Here is a 21,583-nt window from a genome sequence, read left to right on the forward strand (position 1 = left end):
TGGCCGATCAGGCCAAGCGGCTGGCGATCTACAGGCTTGCCAAGGGGGATCATCGGGCCTATACGCCTGCGGTGGCTTTTTGGCCGCGAGAATCAAAACCAAGAAATGCCGTGTTTGGCCCATCACGCTTCGGGGGTCATATCCGGCTTAGGAGAAGCGAAATGAAACTGAACGAATTGCGCGACAATCCTGGCGCCGCCCCAAAACGCACCCGCGTTGGCCGTGGTCCGGGTTCCGGCAAAGGTAAAATGGGTGGCCGTGGTATCAAAGGCCAGAAATCCCGCTCGGGTGTGGCCATCAATGGCTATGAAGGCGGTCAGATGCCCTTGTACCAGCGTCTGCCCAAGCGTGGCTTCAACAAGCCCAACCGCAAGGAATTCGCCGTCATCAACCTGGGCCTGATCCAGAAATTCGTCGAAGCCGGCAAGCTGGACGCCAAGGCCGCGATCACCGAAGACGCTCTGGTTGCGTCCGGTCTGGTCCGCCGCAAGCTGGACGGTATCCGCGTTCTGGCCAAAGGCGAGATCAGCGCCAAGGTTGATCTGGAAGTGACCGGTGCGTCGAAAGCTGCTGTCGAGGCAGTTGAAAAAGCGGGCGGTTCACTGAAAGTCACAAAAGCCGCTGCGGCAGAGTAAGCGCTTGTGAGCGGGCAAAGACCCGCTTACATAGACTTCAGAGTTTTCCAAGACGCCGTCCGAGCCGGAAAACGGTTCCGGGCGGCGTTTGCATAAGAGAGACCGACTTTATGGTATCAGCAGCAGAACAAATGGCAGCCAACACAAGCTGGGCTGCCCTTGGCAAGGCCACCGATCTGCGCAACCGCATCCTGTTCACGCTGGGTTTGCTGATCGTCTATCGTCTGGGCACCTTCATTCCGGTGCCGGGGATCGACGGAGCAGCATTGCGCGAGTTCATGGAACAGGCGGGGCAGGGCATCGGCGGCATGGTTTCGATGTTTACGGGCGGGGCGCTTGGCCGAATGGGCATCTTTGCCCTTGGCATCATGCCCTATATCTCGGCCTCGATCATCGTGCAGCTGCTGACGTCGATGGTTCCCGCGCTCGAACAGCTCAAGAAAGAGGGCGAGCAGGGCCGCAAGAAGATCAACCAATACACCCGTTTCGGCACCGTGGCGCTGGCCACCGTCCAGGCCTATGGTCTGGCCGTTTCGCTGGAATCGGGCGATCTGGCGACCGATCCGGGGCTGTATTTCCGCATGTCGACCATGATCACACTGGTCGGCGGCACCATGTTCCTGATGTGGCTGGGTGAGCAGATCACCGCACGCGGCATCGGCAACGGTATCTCTCTGATCATTTTCGTCGGCATCATCGCCGAGGTCCCCGCCGCCTTGGCGCAGTTCTTCGCGTCGGGCCGTTCGGGCGCAATCAGCCCCGCCGTGATCGTTGGCGTGATCGTGATGGTGATTGCCGTCATCATGTTCGTGGTCTTCATGGAACGGGCGCTGCGAAAGATCCATATTCAGTACCCGCGCCGTCAGGCCGGGATGAAAATCTACGAAGGCGGCTCCAGCCACCTGCCGGTCAAGGTCAACCCCGCGGGCGTGATCCCGGCGATCTTTGCCAGCTCGCTGCTGCTGCTGCCGGTGACGATCTCGACCTTCTCGTCGGGCGCGGCAAATGGGCCGGTCATGTCGTGGCTGCTGGCCAATTTCGGCCCCGGACAGCCGCTGTATCTGCTGTTCTTCGCGTCGATGATCGTGTTCTTTGCATATTTCTACACGTTCAACGTGTCGTTCAAACCGGATGATGTGGCGGACAACCTGAAAAAGCAGAACGGGTTCGTGCCCGGTATCCGTCCGGGCAAGAAAACCGCCGAGTATCTGGAATACGTGGTCAACCGCGTGCTGGTTCTGGGGTCGGCCTATCTGGCACTGGTCTGCCTGCTGCCCGAGATTCTGCGCAACCAGTTTGCCATCCCGTTCTATTTCGGCGGCACCTCGGTTCTGATTATCGTCTCCGTGACCATGGATACGATCCAGCAGGTTCAGAGCCATCTTCTGGCGCATCAATACGAAGGGCTTATCGAAAAGTCTCAACTGCGCGGCAAAAGCAAGAAACGCGGCAGGAAGGGACCCTCTCGTCGATGAATATCATTCTGTTGGGCCCCCCGGGGGCTGGGAAAGGAACGCAGGCCCGTCACCTGGTGGAAACACGTGGCATGGTGCAGCTCAGCACGGGCGACATGCTGCGCGAAGCCAAGACCTCGGGCACCGAGATGGGCCGGAAGGTTGCGGCGATCATGGACGCGGGCAAGCTGGTCACCGATGAAATCGTGATCGGCCTGATCGAAGAGAAACTGACCACCGAAACAGGGGCCGGTTTCATCTTTGACGGCTTTCCCCGCACACTGGCGCAGGCCGATGCTCTGGCCGCTTTGCTGGCCAAGCTGGGCCAGTCGCTGCACACCGTGATCGAGATGCGCGTTGATGACGACGCGCTGGTGGGCCGGATCACGGCGCGTTCGACCTGTGGTGGCTGTGGTGAGGTCTATAACGACAACACCAAACCGATCCCGGCAGATGGTAAATGCACCAATTGCGGCAAGGAAAATGATTTCCAACGCCGCGCCGACGACAACGAAGACAGCCTGCGCACGCGCCTGATGGAATACTACAAGAAGACGTCGCCGCTGATTGGCTATTACTACGCCAAGGGCGATCTGCGTCCGGTGAATGGGCTGGCGGATATCAAGGAAGTCACCGCGTCGATCGAGGCGATACTGGGTTGACCGAAAGTTGGGGCTTGACGGCCCCACCAAAAGCCCATATCGACCCCCATCCCTAAAGGGAATCAAGACTGCATGCGGGATTCGTCCCAATTGACCCGACCACCTCGAATAATACTGGACCCTCTGGCGTCACTGCCACGGTAAAGTGTTGTGAAAAAAGGTTCCGGAGTTACGGAACCGCAACAAAAAGGAAAGTGACACGTGGCACGTATTGCCGGCGTAAACATCCCGACTGCAAAGCGGGTTCCAATCGCCCTCACATATATCACCGGTATCGGCAACACCTCGGCCAACGCGATCTGCGAAGCCGTGGGCATTGAATCGCACCGCCGCGTCAATGAACTGTCGGATGCCGAAGTTCTGGCCATCCGCGAACATATCGACGCCAACTACACCGTCGAAGGTGACCTGCGTCGCGAAGTTCAGATGAACGTCAAGCGTCTGATGGACCTGGGCTGCTATCGCGGTCTGCGTCACCGCCGCAACCTGCCGGTTCGCGGTCAGCGTACCCACACCAACGCTCGTACCCGCAAAGGCCCCGCAAAGGCCATTGCCGGTAAGAAGAAATAAGGGAGGGTCTGACTGATGGCACGCGATAAGACTCGCATCAAGCGCAAAGAGCGCAAGAACATCGCATCGGGCGTTGCCCATGTGAACTCGACCTTCAACAACACCAAGATCCTGATCTCGGACGTACAGGGCAACGCCATCTCGTGGTCGTCTGCCGGTACCATGGGCTTCAAGGGATCGCGGAAATCTACCCCGTATGCCGCGCAGATGGCTGCGGAAGACGCAGGCAAGAAAGCGCAGGAACATGGCGTCAAGACGCTGGAAGTCGAAGTTCAGGGCCCCGGTTCGGGTCGTGAGTCGGCTCTGCGCGCACTGGCTGCCGTGGGCTTCAACATCACGTCGATCCGTGACGTGACCCCGATTGCTCACAACGGCTGCCGTCCGCCGAAGCGTCGTCGCGTCTAAGCGATCTGAAATTAAGCTGGGGCTGTGTTTTTACACGGCCCCAGCACGTCATTTTGAACCTCGGGCGTCTGCACCTTGTTGGTCATGGGGCGCGGGCAGGAATGGAGGGATTACATGATCCACAAGAATTGGGCAGAATTGATCAAGCCGACCCAGCTGGAAGCCAAGCCGGGCAACGACCCTGCGCGTCAGGCGACTCTGGTTGCCGAACCGCTGGAGCGTGGTTTTGGTCTGACCCTGGGCAACGCCCTGCGTCGCGTCCTGATGAGCTCGCTGCAAGGCGCGGCCATCACCAGCGTCCAGATCGACAACGTCCTGCACGAGTTCTCCTCGGTTGCAGGCGTGCGCGAAGACGTCACCGACATCATCCTGAACCTCAAGCAGGTTGCCCTGCGCATGGAAGTCGAAGGCCCCAAGCGCCTGTCGATCAATGCCAAAGGTCCGGCAATCGTTACCGCAGGTGACATCAGCGAAAGCGCAGGTATCGAGGTTCTGAACCGCGATCACGTCATCTGTCACCTGGACGACGGCGCCGACCTGTTCATGGAGCTGACCGTCAACACCGGTAAGGGTTACGTTTCGGCCGAAAAGAACAAGCCGGAAGATGCGCCCATCGGCCTGATCCCGATCGACGCGATCTATTCGCCGGTCAAGAAAGTCGCCTATGACGTGCAGCCGACCCGCGAAGGTCAGGTTCTGGACTATGACAAGCTGACCCTGAAGATCGATACCGACGGTTCGATCACTCCCGATGACGCACTGGCCTACGCCGCGCGCATCCTGCAGGATCAGTTGTCGATCTTCGTCAACTTCGACGAGCCGGAATCGGCAAACCGTCAGGACGAAGACGATGGTCTGGAGTTCAACCCGCTGCTGTTGAAGAAAGTGGACGAGCTGGAACTGTCGGTCCGTTCGGCAAACTGCCTGAAGAACGACAACATCGTCTATATCGGCGACCTGATCCAGAAGACCGAAGCCGAGATGCTGCGCACCCCGAACTTCGGCCGCAAGTCGCTGAACGAGATCAAGGAAGTGCTGTCCGGCATGGGTCTGCACCTCGGCATGGATGTCGAGGATTGGCCGCCCGACAACATCGAAGATCTGGCAAAGAAATTCGAAGACGCATTCTAAGCATCTTCGGCTGCGGCGGCGGGGTCCACCTGCCGTCGCAGGTTTTGTACATTTCGGGCCAATGGGGTCTGAAAGCCGGTACAAAACGTACAATCCGGGCAATCCCGCCCCAAGGTGAGCCTCTGACACGCATCGGAGGCCGGACAAAGCAAAACGCGAAAGAAGGAATTGAAAAATGCGTCACGCACGTGGTTACCGCCGCCTGAACCGTACTCATGAGCACCGCAAGGCTCTGTTTGCAAACATGGCTGGCTCGCTCATCGAACATGAGCAGATCAAGACAACTCTGCCCAAGGCAAAAGAACTGCGCCCGATCATCGAAAAGCTGATCACCCTGGGCAAGCGCGGCGACCTGCACGCCCGCCGTCAGGCCGCAGCACAGCTGAAAGAAGACAAAGACGTCGCCAAGCTGTTCGAAGTTCTGGGCCCCCGCTATGCCGAGCGTCAGGGCGGTTACGTCCGCATCCTGAAAGCCGGCTTCCGCTATGGTGACATGGCTCCGATGGCGATCATCGAATTCGTCGATCGCGATGTTGATGCCAAAGGCGCCGCGGACAAAGCCCGTACTGCCGCCGAAGAAGCCGCAGCCGAAGAATAAGCACTAAGGTCATCGACCTAATGCGCCTGCCCGAGCAATCGGGCAGGCTTTTTTTGTGCCTCAGCCAGCCAATTGTCATCATGTGGTTTGTCCATTAAGTTCAAACCGTTATGACAAATAAACCTGCAACTGGATACTCGGGCAAACCGCTCTGGGCGAAACTGGGTTTCAAACCCGGATATGCGGTCCGCACGCTCAACGCTCCGGCCCATTATCCCAACCTGACAGCGGGTGCCGACGGTGTTCTGTTCGACCCCGTAGCCGATCTCGCGGATGCGGTTCACATGTTCCTGAACCACCCGGACCAGATCGCCGAAATGGCCGCTGAGCAAATCGCCCACATACGGCCCGGAGGAATGCTGTGGGTCTCCTGGGCCAAGAAATCTTCGCCCCTGCACGCAGGTGTGACCGAGGATATGCTGCGCAATGAAATCCTGCCGCTGGGCTGGGTCGACGTGCAGGTTTGCGCGGTTGACGCCGATTGGTCCGGGCTCAAGTTCCTGCGCCGCCGAAGCTGAGCGCGCGGCTTGCATTTATCGCCTTTGCCCCGCATATCCCAAGGATAATCAAATCCGGAGCCCCCATGATCCGCGCATCCTTTATCGCTCTTATGCTTGTCATGGCCCTGCCAGCATTTGCCGAAACCCGCGTCCCGCAATCACAGTCCGAAATCTCTCTGGGCTTTGCTCCGGTGGTCAAAAAGGCCTCGCCTGCGGTGGTGAATATCTACGCCAAGATCGTGCGGCAGGGGCGGGCCAGCCCGTTTTATTCGGACCCGTTCTTTCGGGATTTCTTCGGCGGCAGCCTGGGAACACCGCAGCCGCGGGTTCAGAACTCGCTGGGCTCCGGGGTCATCCTGTCTGAAGATGGTTACGTTGTGTCCAACTACCATGTTGTAGGCTCGGCGACCGAGATCAGGGTCGTGACAACCGATCGGCGCGAGTTTTCTGCCACGGTCGTACTGGGGCACGAAGAAAGCGATATTGCGATCCTGCGTCTGGAGGAGGCGCAAGATCTGCCCTACCTGACCCTGCGCGATTCCGATCAGGTCGAGGTTGGCGAACTGGCCCTTGCCATCGGCAACCCGTTCGGGGTGGGGCAGACGGTGTCCTCTGGTATCATCTCGGGCTTGGCGCGTACAGGAACGGCGACGGGCAATGCGCGCGGGTATTTCATTCAGACAGATGCAGCGATCAATCCGGGGAATTCCGGCGGTGCGCTGATTGATATGAACGGGGACCTGATCGGGATCAACACGTCTATTCTGACACGCTCGGGCGGGTCGAATGGCATCGGTTTTGCCATCCCCGCAAATCTTGTGGCCGAGTTCCTGAAACAGGCACAGCAGGGCAATGACAGTTTTGTCAGCCCTTGGGCAGGCATGACCGGTCAGCATATGAGCGCGGATATTGCTGAATCCCTTGGTCTTGCCATCCCACTGGGTGTTGTCATCTCGGACCTGCATGACCTTAGCCCGCTGCGCGAGGCGGGGCTTAAGGTGGGGGATGTCGTGACCCATGTGGACGGGGACGAAGTGAACTCACCTGCCGAGATGAAGTTTCGCATGTCTGTCGCAGGGGTTGGGGGAACATCGGTTCTGACACGGCTGCGTGGCACCCAGAGCGAAGAGGTTGAGGTGGCACTGATCAAAGCGCCCGAAGTCCCGGCGGCTGAAGAGACGACATTGGATGAAGACACTGTCCTGCCGGGGCTGGTGGTGTCCCGCGTCAACCCTGCGGTGATCTCTGATATGGGCTTGCCACTGTCCCAGACAGGTGTCGTTGTTGTTGATCCCGGTCCCTATGGTGGACGCGCGGGTTTGCGATCGGGGGATATTCTTGAAAGCATCAATTCCAATGACATCGAACGTCCTGGGGATGTAGAGAATGCGCTGACAGATCCGGGTCGTCGTGTGCAGATGGGTCTTCTGCGCGGTGGCCGGTCAGTCTCATTGCGGTTCCGGCTGTAACCCGTGAGCGATCTGTTCGATACCGGGCCAACGGAACCCACCGCTGCGCCACACCGTCCCCTGGCGGACCGGTTGCGCCCGCAGACTCTTGCCGAGGTCATCGGTCAGGAACAGGTTCTTGGCCCGAATGCGCCGCTGGGGGTCATGCTGGCGTCGGGCAGTCTGTCCAGCTTGATCTTCTGGGGGCCGCCCGGTGTCGGAAAGACGACGATCGCACGGTTGCTGGCGCAGGAAACCGATCTGCATTTCGTTCAGATCAGTGCGATTTTCACCGGTGTGCCGGATTTGAAGAAGGTTTTCGAAGCGGCCAAGATCAGGCGTCAGAATGGGCAGGGGACCTTGCTGTTCGTGGACGAGATTCACCGCTTCAACAAGGCACAGCAGGACGGGTTTCTGCCGCATATGGAGGACGGCACGATCCTTCTGGTCGGGGCCACGACTGAGAACCCGTCCTTTGAGCTGAACGCTGCCGTTCTCAGCCGGTCGCAGGTTCTGGTGCTGGTACGGCTTGGCCTTTCCGATCTTGAACGCCTGACCCAGCGCGCCGAAAAAGAGCTGGACCGCGCGCTGCCGTTGACACCCGCAGCCCGCGATGCGTTGCAGGAAATGGCCGATGGGGACGGACGGGCTTTGCTGAACCTGATCGAACAGGTTTCGGCCTGGAAGGTGGATGCGCCGTTGGACACGGACGCGCTGTCGACGCGTCTGATGCGGCGGGCGGCGAAATATGACAAGTCGGGCGATGAACATTACAACTTGATTTCAGCCTTGCACAAATCGGTACGCGGGTCCGACCCGGACGCGGCGCTGTACTGGTTCGCGCGAATGCTGACTGGGGGCGAAGACCCGCGCTATCTGGCGCGTCGGATCACACGGATGGCGGTCGAGGATATCGGCCTGGCCGACCCGCAGGCACAGGCCATTTGCCTGCAATCCTGGGAAACGTATGAGCGGCTCGGCTCTCCCGAAGGTGAGCTGGCGCTGGCGCAGGCGCTGGTCTATCTGGCCCTGGCCCCGAAATCCAACGGTGCTTATGTCGGCTATAAGGCAGCGATGCGGCTGGCCAAGCAATCGGGCAGCGAGCCACCGCCCAAACATATCCTGAATGCCCCTACATCAATGATGAAGGATCAGGGATATGGTGCCGGCTATGCGTATGACCATGACGCCGAAGACGGGTTTTCCGGTCAGAACTATTTCCCCGAAACGATGAAACGCCCGGTTCTGTATCAACCGGTCGAGCGTGGGTTCGAGCGTGAGCTGAAAAAGCGCCTCGATTACTTCGCCAAGCTTCGGACCCAGCGCAACAGCTAGGCTGGCTGGGAATGTATTGATCGTGCCGAGAAGTGGCGGGCGGTGCTGAGCCCCCTCGAACGCCAAAGGTTCCTGTCTGATACCTTGACTCTTGCCGCGTTGCGCGCGAGAGACCCCCATGATTTCTGGGACACGGACAAAGACACAATCCGGGCGGATCACCCGCGCGGCGCAAGGGGCAATGGCATGAGTGGCGTACAGATGATTACAGTCGCTGAAGGGGACGGCGATCAGCGTGTGGACCGCTGGTTGCGCCGCCTGTTCCCGCATGTCAGCCAGGGCCGCATCGAAAAGATGTGCCGCAAGGGAGAACTGCGTGTGGATGGCAGCCGGGCCAAGGCCTCGACCCGATTGGAGGTCGGGCAGGTGGTTCGTGTACCGCCATTGCCGGGGCCTGATCACAAACCGGTTGAGGTTAAGCATCGTATCTCGGATGCGGATGCCAAGATGATCCAGTCCTGCGTGATCTACCGTGATGATCACATTCTGGCCCTGAACAAACCGCAGGGCCTGCCGGTACAGGGCGGCAGCGGGCAGACCCGGCATGTCGACAGCCTGTCCGAGGCGTTGCGGTTTGGGTATGACGAAAACCCGCGTCTGGTTCACCGCCTGGACAAGGACACGTCAGGAGTTCTGCTGCTGGCCCGCACGCGCGAAGCCGCAAAGGGGCTGACAGCCGCTTTCCGCCACCGCGATACACGCAAGATTTACTGGGCGCTGGTTGCAGGTGTTCCCACGCCATATCTGGGTGAAATCAAGACGGGTCTTGTGAAAGCAGCTGGTCATGGCGCGCACGGCGAGGGTGAAAAGATGATCCCCGTCCATATGAACGAGATCGACAGCACCCCCGGTGCGAAACGGGCACATACACATTATGCGACCCTCTACCGTGTGGCCGGGCGCGCCGCTTGGGTCGCGATGGAGCCAATCACGGGCCGCACCCACCAACTGCGCGCGCATATGGCAGCGATCGGGCATCCGATCATCGGCGACGGCAAATACGGTGGCTCGGGGCAGGAAAACCTGGGTGATGGCTGGGGCGCGCAACTGGGTGGGATCATCAGCAAAAAGCTGCATCTGCACGCGCGGCGACTGTCATTCCTGCATCCGATAACGCGCAAACCTGTGATCGTGACAGCGCCCTTGCCGGAACATATGAAACACAGCTGGGACACCTTCGGCTGGACCGAGGATCTGGCCGCCGACGACCCGTTTGAGGCGCTGCAATGAGCGCACCCCTGCGGTTGGTTCTGTTTGATGTAGATGGCACTCTGGTCGACAGTCAGGGCAGTATCGTTCACGCCATGACCACCAGCTTTCAGGCCGCTTCGGTACCTGTACCGACGCGAGAGGTGATCCTGTCCATCGTCGGGCTGTCCCTGCCACATGCCATCGCACGGTTGGTGCCGGACCAATCTTCCTTGGTCCAGAACGATCTCGTTGAAGGGTATAAGGAAGCCTATCACGCGCATCGCTTGGATTTGGGCGCGGCCAGCTCTCCGCTCTATCCCGGTGCAAGAGAGGCGATTGAAGCCTTGCACGCCGTGCCCGAAGTGCTTCTTGGGGTGGCAACCGGCAAATCCCAGCGCGGTCTTGATGCGTTGATCGAAGTGCATGGGCTTGAGCCCTACTTCGTCACCCGGCAGGTTGCCGACCACCATCCGTCGAAACCGCACCCATCCATGGTGCAGTCCGCGTTGGCCGAGACGGGTGTCGAACCCGACTGCGCGGTGATGGTCGGCGATACAAGCTATGACATGGACATGGCTGCCACTGCCGGAGTGCGCGGCATCGGCGTGGCATGGGGGTACCATGATCGGTCTGCTTTGACCTCGGCCACCTGCGTGATTGAGACCTTTGACCAGTTGCCCAATGCGCTGGCCGGGATATGGAACTGAAACATGAGCGACTGGAAACCGAAACGCTTCTGGAAAGAAAGCCGGATCACCGAGGTCGACGGCGGGTTTACGGTTGAACTAGATGGCCGCCGCGTCAAGACCCCTGCCAAAGCGGCGTTGATCCTGCCGACCCGCGCCATGGCCGAAGCGGTTGCGGCAGAATGGGATGCCCAGCAGAAAGAGGTAGATCCGTCGACAATGCCATGCACCCGTTCGGCGAATGCGGCAATCGACAAGGTTCGGTCCCAGCACGGGGAAGTTGCCGATATGCTTGCGGATTATGGCGATTCCGACCTGCTATGTTATCGGGCGACACACCCGTCAGAGTTGCAGGAACGTCAAAGCGCCGAATGGGACCCGGCGCTGGACTGGGCCGAGGCCGCGCTGTCTGCTCGCTTGCAGCCAGTTATCGGTGTGCTGCACAAGCCGCAATCTGATGCTGCCCTGTCGGCGCTGCGTGCTCGCGTCCACGCGCTGGATGCGTTTCAACTGGCGGCGTTCCACGATCTGGTCAGCTTGTCGGGGTCATTGATTCTCGGGTTTGCGGCGGCCATGGATTGGCGCGAACCAGCCGAAATTTGGCACATTTCGCGGCTGGACGAAACCTGGCAGGTCGAACAATGGGGTCACGATGACGAGGCCCATGTGGTCGCCGAAACGAAGAAAGCCGCGTTTCTGCATGCTAAACGCTTCTTTGATATGTCGGTTTGATCCTTATTTTCCGATTTTTGGCCAAATGTTCAAATTGGTTGGGGTCTGATCCATCGTTTTCGATGATCCGACCCTTGACGTTTGTTTATGAATACGCCCAAACTCAGTGCCACTAAAGGGGAGACACCTTTGGAGTAACCTATCCGGCATCCACTTGCCGGGCAGAGCCGCCTCTGATGGGGCGGGAAATCAGGAAGAGGTAAAAATGAAAAAATCCGTAATCTTGGGCGCGGCAACGATTGCCGGTCTTGCTGCTGGCGCAGCCGTGGCAGGGACCGTTGACGACGTTAAAGCGCGCGGCAAGCTGAACTGTGGCGTGACCACCGGTCTGGTTGGCTTTGCTGCTCCCGATGCCAATGGCGAATGGCAGGGCTTTGACGTATCGCTGTGCCGTGCCGTTGCTGCTGCTGTTCTGGGCGATGCAAGCGCGGTAGAATTCGTTCCGACCACCGGTAAGACACGTTTTACCGCTCTGGCCTCGGGCGAGATCGACATGCTGGCGCGTAACACCACCTGGACCTTCAGCCGCGACGTCGACCTGAAGTTCGAATTCACCGGTGTGAACTACTATGACGGTCAGGGCTTTATGGTTCCCAAGGCACTGGGCGTAAGCTCGGCCAAGGAACTGGACGGCGCAACCGTTTGTATCCAGACCGGCACCACAACCGAGCTGAACCTGGCGGACTTCTTCCGTTCGAACAACATCAGCTACGAACCGGTTCCGATCGAAACCAACGCCGAAGCACAGCAGCAGTACCTGGCTGGCGCATGTGACGTTTACACCACCGACGCTTCGGGTCTGGCGGCAACCCGCGCCACATTCGAAAACCCCGGTGATCACATCCTGCTGCCTGAAATCATCTCGAAAGAGCCGCTGGGCCCGCTGGTCCGTCACGGCGACCACGAGTGGGGCGACGTTGTGCGCTGGACTCTGAACGCGCTGATCTCGGCTGAAGAACTGGGCGTAACCTCGGCCAATATCGATGAACTGGCCGCTGGCACCGAAAACCCCGAAATCAACCGCCTGCTGGGTACCGAAGGCACCCTGGGCGAGATGCTGGGTCTGAACGCTGACTGGGCAGCCAAGGCGATCAAAGCCGGCGGCAACTATGGCGAAGTGTTTGCCAAGAACATCGGTGAAGAAACCCCGATTGGTCTGGCACGCGGCCTGAACGCACAGTGGACCGAAGGCGGCCTGCTGTACTCGCCGCCTTTCCGCTAATATCGACGGAGAAGGGCGCAGGGCAACCTGCGCCCTTTTTCCATCCATAAGAATCACGCCCGTACGGTTTTGAGCAGGGATCAACTCTGCCGACATATTTACGGGATGCACGGGGATATACATAGGTCATGACGACTCTCACTGACCCGCCGAAGGAGCAGTTCCGGCTGTCCATGCTCCTTTATGATACGCGGTACCGATCTGCGACCATCCAGGTCATTGCAATGATTGGTTTTATGCTTCTGGCAGCCTGGATCATTTCCAATACCATCCAAAACCTCGAAGCGCTTGGAAAACCGGTTGAGTTCGGCTTTTTCGCAGAACCGGCCAGTTACGATATCAACCAGCGCTTGCTTGAATACGATTCGCGCGACAGTCACTTGCGCGCGGCCTTTATCGGCTTGCTGAACACACTGGTTGTGGCGGTTCTTGGTTGTATCACAGCAACGATAGTCGGTGTTTTGGTTGGTGTTCTGCGCCTGTCCAACAACTGGCTGGTTGCGCGTATCATGACCGTCTATGTCGAGATGTTCCGCAACGTACCTGTGCTGCTGTGGATCGTTCTGGCCATGGCCATTCTGATCGAAAGCCTGCCAGCACCAAGGGCGTTCCGCGGAGAAAACCCAGAAGCCACGATGAATCTGTTCGATTCTGTCGCGGTGACCAATCGCGGGGTCTATATCCCGGAGTTCCTGTTCTCGCGCAGCCTGGGTGATATACACATCTTCGGTGCGTCGAGCCTGCGGTTCGATATCTCGCTGGACCTGATCGCCATTCTGATCGTGCTTGGTGGCAGCATCTTTGCGATGCGCAAGGTGTCCGCCTGGGCACAAGCCAAGCAAGAGGCATCCGGTGATCGTCCGACTATCTGGCACATCCAGCTGGGTATTCTGTTTGTGCCGATGATTGTCCTTCTCACCATCCTGGGGTTTCACCTTGGTTTCCCTGAGCTGAAAGGCTTCAACTTTACCGGCGGCACACATTTGCGTAACTCGTTGATCGCGCTGTGGCTGGCCTTGTCGCTTTACACGGCGGCCTTCATCGCCGAGATCGTTCGTGCGGGTATCCTGGCCATCTCAAAAGGCCAAACCGAAGCCGCATCGGCGCTGGGTCTGCGCCCGGGCCGGACCATGCGCCTTGTGATCCTGCCGCAGGCATTGCGGGTGATCATTCCGCCCATGATCTCGAACTACCTGAACCTGACCAAGAACTCGTCACTGGCGATCGCGGTCGGATATATGGACATCACGGGGACCCTTGGCGGCATCACCATGAACCAGACCGGTCGCGAGCTGGAATGTGTTCTGCTGTTGATGCTGGTCTATCTGTCCATCTCGCTGAGCATCTCAGGGGTGATGAACTGGTACAACAACCGTGTAAAACTGGTGGAGCGGTAATATGAGTGATGTTTCATTTGTCCGCACGGAAATGCTGCCCGAGCAGGCACCGCCTGCTTCCGAGGTCGGTGCGCTGGGATGGGTCAAGCACAACCTGTTCTCAAGTTGGTTTAACACGATCCTGACGGTGGTTTCGCTTTATGCGATCTACTACGTGCTGTCAGGTGTTCTGCCATGGATTTTCCAGTCCGTGTGGAATGCCGACTCTCTCAACGAGTGCCGCGAGATCATGATGGCCACCTGGGGGTCGACCCATGGGCACGCCTGCTGGGCGGTTATCAATGACCGATGGTTACAGTTGCTGTTCGGCTTCTATCCAAGCCATCTGTACTGGAGACCGATCCTTGCGCTGGTTCTGTTGCTGGTCGCATTGGCGCCGGTTCTGTATTCGGATCGCGTCCCAACCAAGATGCTGATCTTCACGGCAATCTACCCGTTCCTGATGCCGTTCCTGATGTGGGGCGGAACCATCTGGGGGCCAATCTCGGCCGCGCTTGGGTTTGTCGTCGGTTGGTTCGTGTATTCGGTCCTCAGCAAGCAGGTGAGTGAACTGGTGGGTATGATCGGTGCGGTCGTTGCCGCAGTGATCTGGTGGCTGGTGCTGTCCAGCTATTTCACGGGCGCGTTGGACTCGGTTCTGCCGATTGGCATCGAAGCTGTTGAAAGCCGTCAGTTCGGTGGTTTCATGCTGGCGATCCTGCTGGGCGTTGTGGCCATTGGTGTCTCACTTCCGATCGGTATCGTTCTGGCGCTGGGGCGTCAGTCGGACCTGCTAATCGTCAAATACCTGTGCGTGGGCTTTATCGAGTTCATTCGCGGTGTGCCGCTGATCACCTTGTTGTTCGTGGCGTCGCTGCTTCTGAACCTGTTCCTGCCACCGGGCACCAACTTTGACATCATCCTGCGGGTGATGATCATGATGACCCTGTTCTCGGCGGCCTACATGGCCGAGGTGATCCGGGGTGGTCTGGCTGCCCTGCCACGAGGACAGTACGAAGGCGCCGACAGTCTGGGCCTGAACTACTGGCAGGCGCAGAGGCTGATCATCATGCCGCAAGCCCTGAAAATCTCAATTCCGGGCATCGTGAGCACATTCATCGGGATCTTCAAGGATACGACGCTGGTGTCGATTATCGGGTTGTTCGACGTGATCGGATTGGCATCTGCTATCCGCGCCGACACAGCCTGGAACGGCATCTATTGGGAACTGTTCGCGTTCATCGCGTTCCTGTTCTTCATCGTCTGCTTCTCTATGTCCCGTTATTCCATGTATCTGGAGCGCAAGCTTCAGACTGGCCATCGTTAAGGAGTTCAACACATGTCTGAACTTGCAATTGACCGCGAAATCGACCGTTCCAAAATGCAGGTGAGCGACGAGGTTGCCATCGAAATCACCAACATGAACAAGTGGTACGGGTCCTTTCACGTGCTGCGCGACATCAATCTGACCGTCAACCAAGGCGAGCGGATTGTTATCGCGGGCCCGTCTGGATCGGGGAAATCCACCCTAATCCGCTGCCTGAACGCGCTGGAGGAACACCAGCAGGGCACGATCATCGTGGATGGGACCGAGTTGTCGAATGACCTCAAGAACATCGACAAGATCCGGTCCGAGGTTGGCATGGTGTTCCAGCACTTCAACCTGTTCCCGCACCTGACCATTCTGGAGAACTGCACGCTGGCGCCGATCTGGGTGCGCAAGACGCCCAAGAAAGAGGCCGAAGAGCGCGCGATGCATTTCCTTGAAAAGGTGAAAATCCCCGAGCAGGCCGACAAGTATCCTGGTCAGCTTTCGGGTGGTCAGCAGCAGCGTGTGGCGATCGCCCGCTCACTGTGCATGATGCCGCGGATCATGTTGTTCGACGAACCGACATCGGCGTTGGACCCGGAGATGATCAAAGAGGTGCTCGACACCATGATCGAACTGGCCGAGGAAGGCATGACCATGCTGTGCGTGACGCACGAGATGGGCTTTGCCCGTCAGGTTGCCAACCGCGTGATCTTCATGGATGCGGGCCAGATCGTGGAACAGAACGAACCGGAAGAGTTCTTCAACAACCCGCAAAGTGAGCGGACCAAACTGTTCCTCAGCCAGATTCTGGGACACTGAACGTTTCAAGATGGTGGAAAGGCGGGGTTTTGTCCCGCCTTTTTCTATTCCAGCAACTCACGCGCGGTGGTGAAACCCAGCACAGTGCCCGTATGCCAGCGCACGTCCGACCAGCTGTCGGCGTCAAATGTCATCACAGTTGTTGCACAAGTCGGATAGTCTAAAAAGCGCATGTGATCCGGCGACTGTCGCACAAGTTGGCTGGCGAACTCGGCGATGCCGGGGTTATGGCCCAGCATCAATATTACGGGTTCCGTAGCGCCTGCCAATTCACGCAACATGTCTTCTGCGTCGGCGTGGTAGAGCGCTTTGTGAAAGCGGACCTTATCGGCCTTTAACCCCATTCCATCCCATGTCTCGCGGGTGCGGTTAGACGTCGAGCTGAGCACTTCATCCGGCATCCAGCCGTTTTCGCGCAGCCATGCACCAATGGCCGGGGCCGACCTGCGCCCGCGCTTGTTCAGGGGGCGTTCATGATCGGCAAGTCCTGGGTTATCCCAGCTGGATTTTGCGTGTCGCGTCAGGATCAGGGTGCGGGTCATGACGGATGAAAAGCCTTCATATGATGGGCTGATTGTTCGGGGTTGCGCCCTGCGCCCACGCTGAGCGGGCAGGCGAGACGGGCCAGACAGCCGCCTGTCATGCAGGTCTGACCCTCAGCAGTTTCAAGATGGTCGTGGCAGGCAACAAGGTCATAGAAGTTTTGCGCGTTCAGTGCGCCGACAGGGCAAGCTGTCGTGCACGGGGCGGCGCAGGTGTCACAGGGGGAAACGCCGGGCGCCTTAGGGATGGTAAGCTCATGGGCGAAATGCAGTGCGCCGCGATATGAGATCATCATGCCGACCGTGTCATGTACCAAGGCCCCCACCGGGCTGCTGAAGGTGCGTCCCGATTTCAGGGCCCAGTCGATGAAAGGCGCATAGGGTGGATCACCAAAGGGGAAATAGGCCTGTGCACCGAACGTATGTGCCATCTGGCCGACGACTCTGGTTGACCAGCGGTCTACTGGATCAGGCCCCCGCCATTCGGGCGAGGCTTTCAGAGCAGGCCAGAAATCAGAACCCGCGCCCAGCAAGATCAGCGTGCCTGTGTCGAGTTGCCGGGCTGCCACGTGATGGGGATGCAGCGCGCCCATGACAATCAACCCCGCCTGACGCGCCGCGTGTTCAACGCGGCCATAAGTTCCCGCATCCGGGCCAGAGGAAGGTCGCGCGAGATCTGTCATCTTCCCTCGGCTGTTGCAGTGATCAGTCTGGCCGTATCAGAGACCCGGCGCCATGTTCTGTGAACAGTTCAAGCAGAACCGCATTTGGCGCACGCCCGTCAAGTATCACGACGGCCCGAACGCCGCTGCGCAGGGCGTCCAGGGCAGTTTCGGTCTTGGGGATCATGCCGCCTGCGATGGTGCCTTCGCGGGTCATCTCGCGGATCTGGCCGGCTTTCAGCTCGGTCACCACTTCACCAGCCGCGTTCTTGACGCCCGAGACATCAGTCAGCAGCAGAAGGCGGTCAGCTTTCAATGCCGAGGCAATCGCCCCGGCTGCCGTATCGCCGTTCACGTTGAACGTTTCACCCTCACGGCCCGCACCCAGCGGGGCGATTACCGGGATCACATCATGTGAGAACAGATCATGCAGGATTTTCGGGTTCATCTCGGCAGGGGTGCCGACATAACCCAGCGACGCATCCGTCTGGTCGCAGATCATCAGGTTTGCATCCTTGCCCGACAAACCCACGGCCGAACCGCCCTGACCATTGATCGCCTGAACGATGCGCTTGTTCACCAGGCCAGACAGAACCATCTCGACAACTTCGACGGTTGCCGTGTCAGTCACGCGCTTGCCGTTCACAAAGTCGGACTGGATATTCAGCTTGTCCAGCATCGCGTTGATCATCGGACCACCGCCATGCACAACGACGGGGTTCACGCCGACCTGACGCATCAAGACGACATCGCGCGCAAAGCTCTCCATCGCCTCGTCACTGCCCATGGCGTGCCCGCCCAGCTTGATGACGACGATGGCTCCATCATAGCGCTGCAGATAGGGCAATGCGCTGTTCAGGGTTGCTGCGGTGGCGATCCAGTCCCGGTTCATGTCACGTGTCTTCATTGCTAAGGTCCCTCTGACCGTCCGTGTTAGGGCCTTTGCACCGCGCTGCCAAGGGCGAAGCTATTCCAGATGTGCAATGATCGAGCGCAGGGTCGGAATCCCGTCGCCTTTTTCGGACGAAGTCAGGACGATTTCCGGGAATGCTGCGGGATGTTTGGACAAGGCCGCGCGGGTTTGCTCCAGAACCTTTTCGCGCTCGTTGGCCTTGACCTTGTCAGCCTTGGTGAGAACGCATTGAAAGGTCACGGCACTGGTATCCAGCAATTTCATGATTTCAGCGTCGACCGGTTTTACCCCGTGTCGCGCGTCGATCAGGACAAAGGCACGGCGCAGTGTCTGACGACCGCTCAGGTATTGCTTGAGAAGCTTCTGCCATTTTTCCACCACGTTAACCGGTGCATTCGCATACCCATAGCCCGGCAGGTCCACCAGATAGAGGTCGGGGCCTTGCGTGAAGAAGTTGATTTCTTGCGTGCGGCCAGGTGTGTTCGAGGCACGCGCCAGACCCTTTGTTCCGGTTAACGCATTGATCAGGCTGGATTTGCCGACATTCGAGCGTCCGGCAAAGCAAACCTCTAACCGGTCAGGGGCGGGCAGGCCCGTCATGGCGACCACGCCTTTGATAAATTCAGACGGGCCGGCAAACAGTTTGCGACCGCGTTCTTTGGCGAAGTCATCCGGCTCTTCAGCCAGCGGAAACGGAAGCGTGGTCATAGCAACTCCAGCGTATCATTCAGACGGATTTCACCACCCTGAACAACTTCTGCATAAACACCGAAATCCTGATGATCCCAGCTGTTCAGCGCGCCCAAAGTATCCGCGTCGCGTTCGCCGGTTTCCGGATTTGCGGTCGTGGCCAGACAGCGGGTGATACGCTCGCGAACCCGGAGTACGGTTTCGCCAATGCGAAGGTCACGGCCCAGCCAGTCGAATTCATCCCACTCAGGCAGGCCTTCGAACCAGATGTTTCCGCGCCACCGCGCCGCAGACAAAGACTGGCCCAGCTTTTGTTCAACAGCGCGATGAGAGGCCATGTTGCACAGGCTGATTGACGGGAAATCGGTATCGGTCATGCCGCGCCCGGGCACCCGGACAATTCGGGCAGACGCAGCACGGTCTGTGGGCATAAGCGGCTTTACCCAATCCAGGAAAACCGATTGCTCCGTGTCGGGGTGAAAGCTCAGATCCGGGCGGTCCGGGTGGTGCAAAGTGACCTGGTCGCCGTCCAGTTTCGCCCAAATTGCCATCAGCTTGGGAGCTTTTGAACCGCGGCTGAAATTCACACACGGGGCCCATTCCGTTCCGTCGGTCTTGGCCGCTTCATGGGCAACCGCCCAAACGCGATCCCCGGGCATGGTCTGCCCGGGGTTGAGGGTAATCAGGCTCAGGGCTTCACGCCCATGGCTTTTGATCGGGTGACGCCAAAGGCCTGAAACAGTTCCGCTCATTTCTTGTCCGTGTTCGGCAATCGCTTAAATCCGGATTTGATGTTTCCGAATACGTCCGGCGAATAGCCCTGACTGCGCATGATCAGATACTGTTGGGTAAAGGTGATCGTGTTGTTCGCAATCCAGTACACGACCAGACCGCTTGCAAAGCCGCCCAGCATGAACATGAAGACCCAGGGCATCCACGCGAAGATCATCGCTTGTGTGGCATCAGTTGGTGCCGGGTTCAGTTTCTGTTGCAGCCACATCGAGATCCCCAGCAGCAGCGGCAGAATACCGATAAAGATCAGCGCCATCAGGGTATCCGGTTGCGGGCCGGCCCAGGGCAGCAAGCCAAAGAGGTTCATGATTGAGGTCGGGTCAGGTGCGCTCAGGTCCTGGAAGGGGCCAAACCACGGTGCTTGACGCAGTTCGATTGTGACGAAAATCACCTTGTACAGCGAGAAGAAGATCGGGATCTGCAACAGGATTGGCAAACAACCGGCAGCGGGGTTCACCTTTTCCTTCTTGTACAGCTCCATCATGCCCTGCTGCATCTTCTGGCGGTCGTCGCCCGCGGCTTCTTTCAGGGCTTCCATCTGCGGTTGCAGTTCCTTCATCTTCGCCATCGAGACGTAGGACTTGAAGGCCAGCGGGAACAGGATTGCCTTGATGATCAGCGTCAGGCCAATAATGGACCAACCCATGTTGCCGATCAGCGCATGAATGTTGTGCAGCAGCCAGAAAATCGGCTTGGTCAGGAAGAAGAACCAGCCCCAGTCGATACTGTCGATGAATTTCTGCACACCGTCAGCCTGGTATTCGCGGATGGTCTCCCATTCCTTTGCGCCAGCAAACAGCTGCGTTGTCACCTGCTCGGTTGTTCCCGGTGCCACGGTCAGCGTCGGAAGTACCGTTTCTGTCTGGTAAATCTTGCGACGCGAGTCGTATTTGGCAGCCGCCTTGAAAGCAGAACCGGGTTCCGGGATCAGCGTGGTCATCCAGAAATGATCGGTGAACCCGATCCAGCCGTTTTCCTTGACCTGGAATACCTCGGCCTGCGCGCGTTCGTCCGGATCGATATCGAAATCACGAACGTCGCCATAATCCACTTCGGTCAGAGTGCCGTCGGCCATACCGATCACACCTTCATGCAGAATGAAGAAGTTTTTCAGGTCCGGCAGGTCGCCGTCTTCGCCAATGCCGTGGCGCGCAAGAATGCCATAAGGTGCCAGTCCAACTTCGGTTCCGGTGGCGTTTTCGACAGATTGCGTGACCGTGAACATATAGTTCTCGTCAACCGCAATGGTGCGGCGGAATGTCAGTCCATTGCCGTTTTCCCAGGCCAGTGTCACAGGTGTGTCAACACCCAGGGTTTCACCCTGCTCAAGCATCCAGATGGTATTTGGTCCGGGTACGTCTGTACCGGTCAGGCCCGCGCCGGGGGCCCAACCATAGAGGGCGTAATAGGCGGATTGCGACCCGACCGGCGACAACAGCTCGACAATCGGAGAATCCTCGGCCAGTGAGACCTTGTAGTCTTTCAAAGACAGCTCGTCGATCCGACCGCCAGCAAGGGACAGGCTACCGGTCAGGCGAGGCGTGTCGATATTGATGCGGGGCGCTTCGGCCTCGGGTTCAGCTTCGGCAGCTGCCGCGGTTGCCTCTCCGACAGTGCTGGTATCGGCTGTGCTGGGCGTCTGAACCTCCCTGCCTTCGACGCTGGTTATTTCAGCCTGATCCGGCGTTATCGTTTGTTCCGGAGGGGGGAACAGCACGAACCAGACCAGGATCACGAGAAAGCTGAGCGCGGTTGCGAGGATAAGGTTCTTGTTCTGATCGTCCATCGGGGACAGCCACCTTGAGCAGTGAAAGACACCCGCAGGGTTCAACAGAGTGCAGACCCAAAGGTCAAGCGGAATCGCCCGTCATTTCGTCACGGAGGGGTCTTCTTTGTCACGATTTCCAG

23 protein-coding genes are annotated in these 21,583 nt (G+C 58.6%); 17 read left to right on the top strand and 6 right to left on the bottom strand.

Going from position 1 to position 21,583, the window contains the following annotated elements; translation table 11 throughout:
* The first annotated feature begins 161 nt into the window (after positions 1-161).
* The 17 genes from rplO to ACR0NZ_RS16310 all read left to right on the top strand — a co-directional run bounded on the left by rplO (position 162) and on the right by ACR0NZ_RS16310 (position 16,076).
* Positions 162-635: a 50S ribosomal protein L15 gene (rplO, locus tag ACR0NZ_RS16230; protein WP_480496037.1), complete on the top strand. Its 474-nt coding sequence runs from the start codon at positions 162-164 to the stop codon at positions 633-635.
* Between the two features lie 110 nt (positions 636-745).
* Complete coding sequence (secY, locus tag ACR0NZ_RS16235; RefSeq protein ID WP_480474046.1) at positions 746-2,110, top strand: preprotein translocase subunit SecY; 1,365 nt, start codon at positions 746-748, stop codon at positions 2,108-2,110.
* Positions 2,107-2,751 (top strand): adenylate kinase, encoded by a 645-nt coding sequence (locus ACR0NZ_RS16240; RefSeq protein WP_267363761.1) that lies wholly within the window; start codon positions 2,107-2,109, stop codon positions 2,749-2,751. The genes secY and ACR0NZ_RS16240 overlap by 4 nt, the downstream gene beginning before the upstream one ends.
* A gap of 201 nt (positions 2,752-2,952) precedes the next feature.
* Complete coding sequence (gene rpsM, locus ACR0NZ_RS16245; RefSeq protein ID WP_480474045.1) at positions 2,953-3,321, top strand: 30S ribosomal protein S13; 369 nt, start codon at positions 2,953-2,955, stop codon at positions 3,319-3,321.
* A gap of 15 nt (positions 3,322-3,336) precedes the next feature.
* Positions 3,337-3,726: a 30S ribosomal protein S11 gene (gene rpsK, locus ACR0NZ_RS16250; protein WP_170462414.1), complete on the top strand. Its 390-nt coding sequence runs from the start codon at positions 3,337-3,339 to the stop codon at positions 3,724-3,726.
* 114 nt (positions 3,727-3,840) lie between these two features.
* The gene (locus ACR0NZ_RS16255; RefSeq protein ID WP_480474044.1) at positions 3,841-4,857 is read left to right on the top strand and encodes a DNA-directed RNA polymerase subunit alpha; all 1,017 of its coding nucleotides are present in this window, start codon (positions 3,841-3,843) and stop codon (positions 4,855-4,857) included.
* Between the two features lie 175 nt (positions 4,858-5,032).
* Complete coding sequence (rplQ, locus tag ACR0NZ_RS16260; protein WP_267363765.1) at positions 5,033-5,455, top strand: 50S ribosomal protein L17; 423 nt, start codon at positions 5,033-5,035, stop codon at positions 5,453-5,455.
* Between the two features lie 110 nt (positions 5,456-5,565).
* Complete coding sequence (locus ACR0NZ_RS16265; protein ID WP_480520337.1) at positions 5,566-5,973, top strand: glycosyltransferase; 408 nt, start codon at positions 5,566-5,568, stop codon at positions 5,971-5,973.
* A 65-nt stretch (positions 5,974-6,038) separates the two neighbouring features.
* Complete coding sequence (locus ACR0NZ_RS16270) at positions 6,039-7,424, top strand: trypsin-like peptidase domain-containing protein (protein WP_480520339.1); 1,386 nt, start codon at positions 6,039-6,041, stop codon at positions 7,422-7,424.
* 3 nt (positions 7,425-7,427) lie between these two features.
* Positions 7,428-8,738 carry a replication-associated recombination protein A gene (locus ACR0NZ_RS16275; RefSeq protein WP_480520341.1) on the top strand — a complete coding sequence of 437 codons (1,311 nt, stop codon included), beginning with the start codon at positions 7,428-7,430 and terminating at the stop codon, positions 8,736-8,738.
* Between the two features lie 186 nt (positions 8,739-8,924).
* On the top strand, positions 8,925-9,968 hold the full coding sequence (locus ACR0NZ_RS16280; protein ID WP_480520343.1) for an RluA family pseudouridine synthase: 1,044 nt from the start codon (positions 8,925-8,927) through the stop codon (positions 9,966-9,968).
* Positions 9,965-10,636, top strand: coding sequence for an HAD-IA family hydrolase (locus ACR0NZ_RS16285; RefSeq protein WP_480520345.1), 672 nt, complete (start codon positions 9,965-9,967; stop codon positions 10,634-10,636). Before ACR0NZ_RS16280 ends, ACR0NZ_RS16285 begins: the two co-directional genes overlap by 4 nt.
* A gap of 3 nt (positions 10,637-10,639) precedes the next feature.
* Positions 10,640-11,347, top strand: a complete 708-nt coding sequence (locus ACR0NZ_RS16290) for an ATP12 family chaperone protein (RefSeq protein WP_480520347.1) — start codon at positions 10,640-10,642, stop codon at positions 11,345-11,347.
* Positions 11,348-11,552: 205 nt separating this feature from the next.
* Positions 11,553-12,569: an amino acid ABC transporter substrate-binding protein gene (locus tag ACR0NZ_RS16295; protein ID WP_480474036.1), complete on the top strand. Its 1,017-nt coding sequence runs from the start codon at positions 11,553-11,555 to the stop codon at positions 12,567-12,569.
* 128 nt (positions 12,570-12,697) lie between these two features.
* Complete coding sequence (locus ACR0NZ_RS16300) at positions 12,698-13,966, top strand: amino acid ABC transporter permease (protein ID WP_480474035.1); 1,269 nt, start codon at positions 12,698-12,700, stop codon at positions 13,964-13,966.
* Between the two features lies 1 nt (position 13,967).
* Positions 13,968-15,272, top strand: a complete 1,305-nt coding sequence (locus tag ACR0NZ_RS16305; protein ID WP_480484763.1) for an amino acid ABC transporter permease — start codon at positions 13,968-13,970, stop codon at positions 15,270-15,272.
* A 12-nt stretch (positions 15,273-15,284) separates the two neighbouring features.
* The gene (locus ACR0NZ_RS16310) at positions 15,285-16,076 is read left to right on the top strand and encodes an amino acid ABC transporter ATP-binding protein (RefSeq protein ID WP_480484762.1); all 792 of its coding nucleotides are present in this window, start codon (positions 15,285-15,287) and stop codon (positions 16,074-16,076) included.
* A gap of 44 nt (positions 16,077-16,120) precedes the next feature.
* Here the strand turns inward: ACR0NZ_RS16310 and ACR0NZ_RS16315 are convergent, their stop codons facing one another.
* From ACR0NZ_RS16315 to yidC, 6 genes are read right to left on the bottom strand one after another with little or no spacing between them, the layout of a single operon-like run.
* Entirely contained in the window at positions 16,121-16,618 is a 498-nt protein-coding gene (locus ACR0NZ_RS16315; protein WP_480520349.1) for a SixA phosphatase family protein, read from the bottom strand.
* Positions 16,615-17,301, bottom strand: coding sequence for a ferredoxin (locus tag ACR0NZ_RS16320; protein ID WP_480520351.1), 687 nt, complete (start codon positions 17,299-17,301; stop codon positions 16,615-16,617). Before ACR0NZ_RS16320 ends, ACR0NZ_RS16315 begins: the two co-directional genes overlap by 4 nt.
* 22 nt (positions 17,302-17,323) lie before the next feature.
* Entirely contained in the window at positions 17,324-18,187 is an 864-nt protein-coding gene (gene argB, locus ACR0NZ_RS16325; protein ID WP_480474030.1) for an acetylglutamate kinase, read from the bottom strand.
* Between the two features lie 60 nt (positions 18,188-18,247).
* Entirely contained in the window at positions 18,248-18,901 is a 654-nt protein-coding gene (yihA, locus tag ACR0NZ_RS16330) for a ribosome biogenesis GTP-binding protein YihA/YsxC (RefSeq protein WP_480474029.1), read from the bottom strand.
* Positions 18,898-19,635 (bottom strand): MOSC domain-containing protein, encoded by a 738-nt coding sequence (locus ACR0NZ_RS16335; RefSeq protein WP_480520353.1) that lies wholly within the window; start codon positions 19,633-19,635, stop codon positions 18,898-18,900. Before ACR0NZ_RS16335 ends, yihA begins: the two co-directional genes overlap by 4 nt.
* A complete protein-coding gene (yidC, locus tag ACR0NZ_RS16340; RefSeq protein WP_480520355.1) occupies positions 19,632-21,461 on the bottom strand; it encodes a membrane protein insertase YidC in 1,830 nt (609 codons plus the stop codon). The genes ACR0NZ_RS16335 and yidC overlap by 4 nt, the downstream gene beginning before the upstream one ends.
* Between the last annotated feature and the right edge of the window lie 122 nt (positions 21,462-21,583).

The organism is Ruegeria sp. AE3, from assembly GCF_056542225.1.

Excerpts from the sequence above, each read along its gene's own strand:
- rplO (WP_480496037.1), top strand. The coding sequence starts at position 162 with ATGAAACTGAACGAATTGCGCGACAATCCTGGCGCCGCCCCAAAACGC.
- secY (WP_480474046.1), top strand. The coding sequence starts at position 746 with ATGGTATCAGCAGCAGAACAAATGGCAGCCAACACAAGCTGGGCTGCC.
- ACR0NZ_RS16240 (WP_267363761.1), top strand. The coding sequence starts at position 2,107 with ATGAATATCATTCTGTTGGGCCCCCCGGGGGCTGGGAAAGGAACGCAG.
- rpsK (WP_170462414.1), top strand. The coding sequence starts at position 3,337 with ATGGCACGCGATAAGACTCGCATCAAGCGCAAAGAGCGCAAGAACATC.
- ACR0NZ_RS16255 (WP_480474044.1), top strand. The coding sequence starts at position 3,841 with ATGATCCACAAGAATTGGGCAGAATTGATCAAGCCGACCCAGCTGGAA.
- rplQ (WP_267363765.1), top strand. The coding sequence starts at position 5,033 with ATGCGTCACGCACGTGGTTACCGCCGCCTGAACCGTACTCATGAGCAC.
- ACR0NZ_RS16265 (WP_480520337.1), top strand. The coding sequence starts at position 5,566 with ATGACAAATAAACCTGCAACTGGATACTCGGGCAAACCGCTCTGGGCG.
- ACR0NZ_RS16270 (WP_480520339.1), top strand. The coding sequence starts at position 6,039 with ATGATCCGCGCATCCTTTATCGCTCTTATGCTTGTCATGGCCCTGCCA.
- ACR0NZ_RS16280 (WP_480520343.1), top strand. The coding sequence starts at position 8,925 with ATGAGTGGCGTACAGATGATTACAGTCGCTGAAGGGGACGGCGATCAG.
- ACR0NZ_RS16285 (WP_480520345.1), top strand. The coding sequence starts at position 9,965 with ATGAGCGCACCCCTGCGGTTGGTTCTGTTTGATGTAGATGGCACTCTG.
- ACR0NZ_RS16290 (WP_480520347.1), top strand. The coding sequence starts at position 10,640 with ATGAGCGACTGGAAACCGAAACGCTTCTGGAAAGAAAGCCGGATCACC.
- ACR0NZ_RS16295 (WP_480474036.1), top strand. The coding sequence starts at position 11,553 with ATGAAAAAATCCGTAATCTTGGGCGCGGCAACGATTGCCGGTCTTGCT.
- ACR0NZ_RS16300 (WP_480474035.1), top strand. The coding sequence starts at position 12,698 with ATGACGACTCTCACTGACCCGCCGAAGGAGCAGTTCCGGCTGTCCATG.
- ACR0NZ_RS16305 (WP_480484763.1), top strand. The coding sequence starts at position 13,968 with ATGAGTGATGTTTCATTTGTCCGCACGGAAATGCTGCCCGAGCAGGCA.
- ACR0NZ_RS16310 (WP_480484762.1), top strand. The coding sequence starts at position 15,285 with ATGTCTGAACTTGCAATTGACCGCGAAATCGACCGTTCCAAAATGCAG.
- ACR0NZ_RS16315 (WP_480520349.1), bottom strand. The coding sequence starts at position 16,618 with ATGACCCGCACCCTGATCCTGACGCGACACGCAAAATCCAGCTGGGAT.
- ACR0NZ_RS16320 (WP_480520351.1), bottom strand. The coding sequence starts at position 17,301 with ATGACAGATCTCGCGCGACCTTCCTCTGGCCCGGATGCGGGAACTTAT.
- argB (WP_480474030.1), bottom strand. The coding sequence starts at position 18,187 with ATGAAGACACGTGACATGAACCGGGACTGGATCGCCACCGCAGCAACC.
- yihA (WP_480474029.1), bottom strand. The coding sequence starts at position 18,901 with ATGACCACGCTTCCGTTTCCGCTGGCTGAAGAGCCGGATGACTTCGCC.
- ACR0NZ_RS16335 (WP_480520353.1), bottom strand. The coding sequence starts at position 19,635 with ATGAGCGGAACTGTTTCAGGCCTTTGGCGTCACCCGATCAAAAGCCAT.
- yidC (WP_480520355.1), bottom strand. The coding sequence starts at position 21,461 with ATGGACGATCAGAACAAGAACCTTATCCTCGCAACCGCGCTCAGCTTT.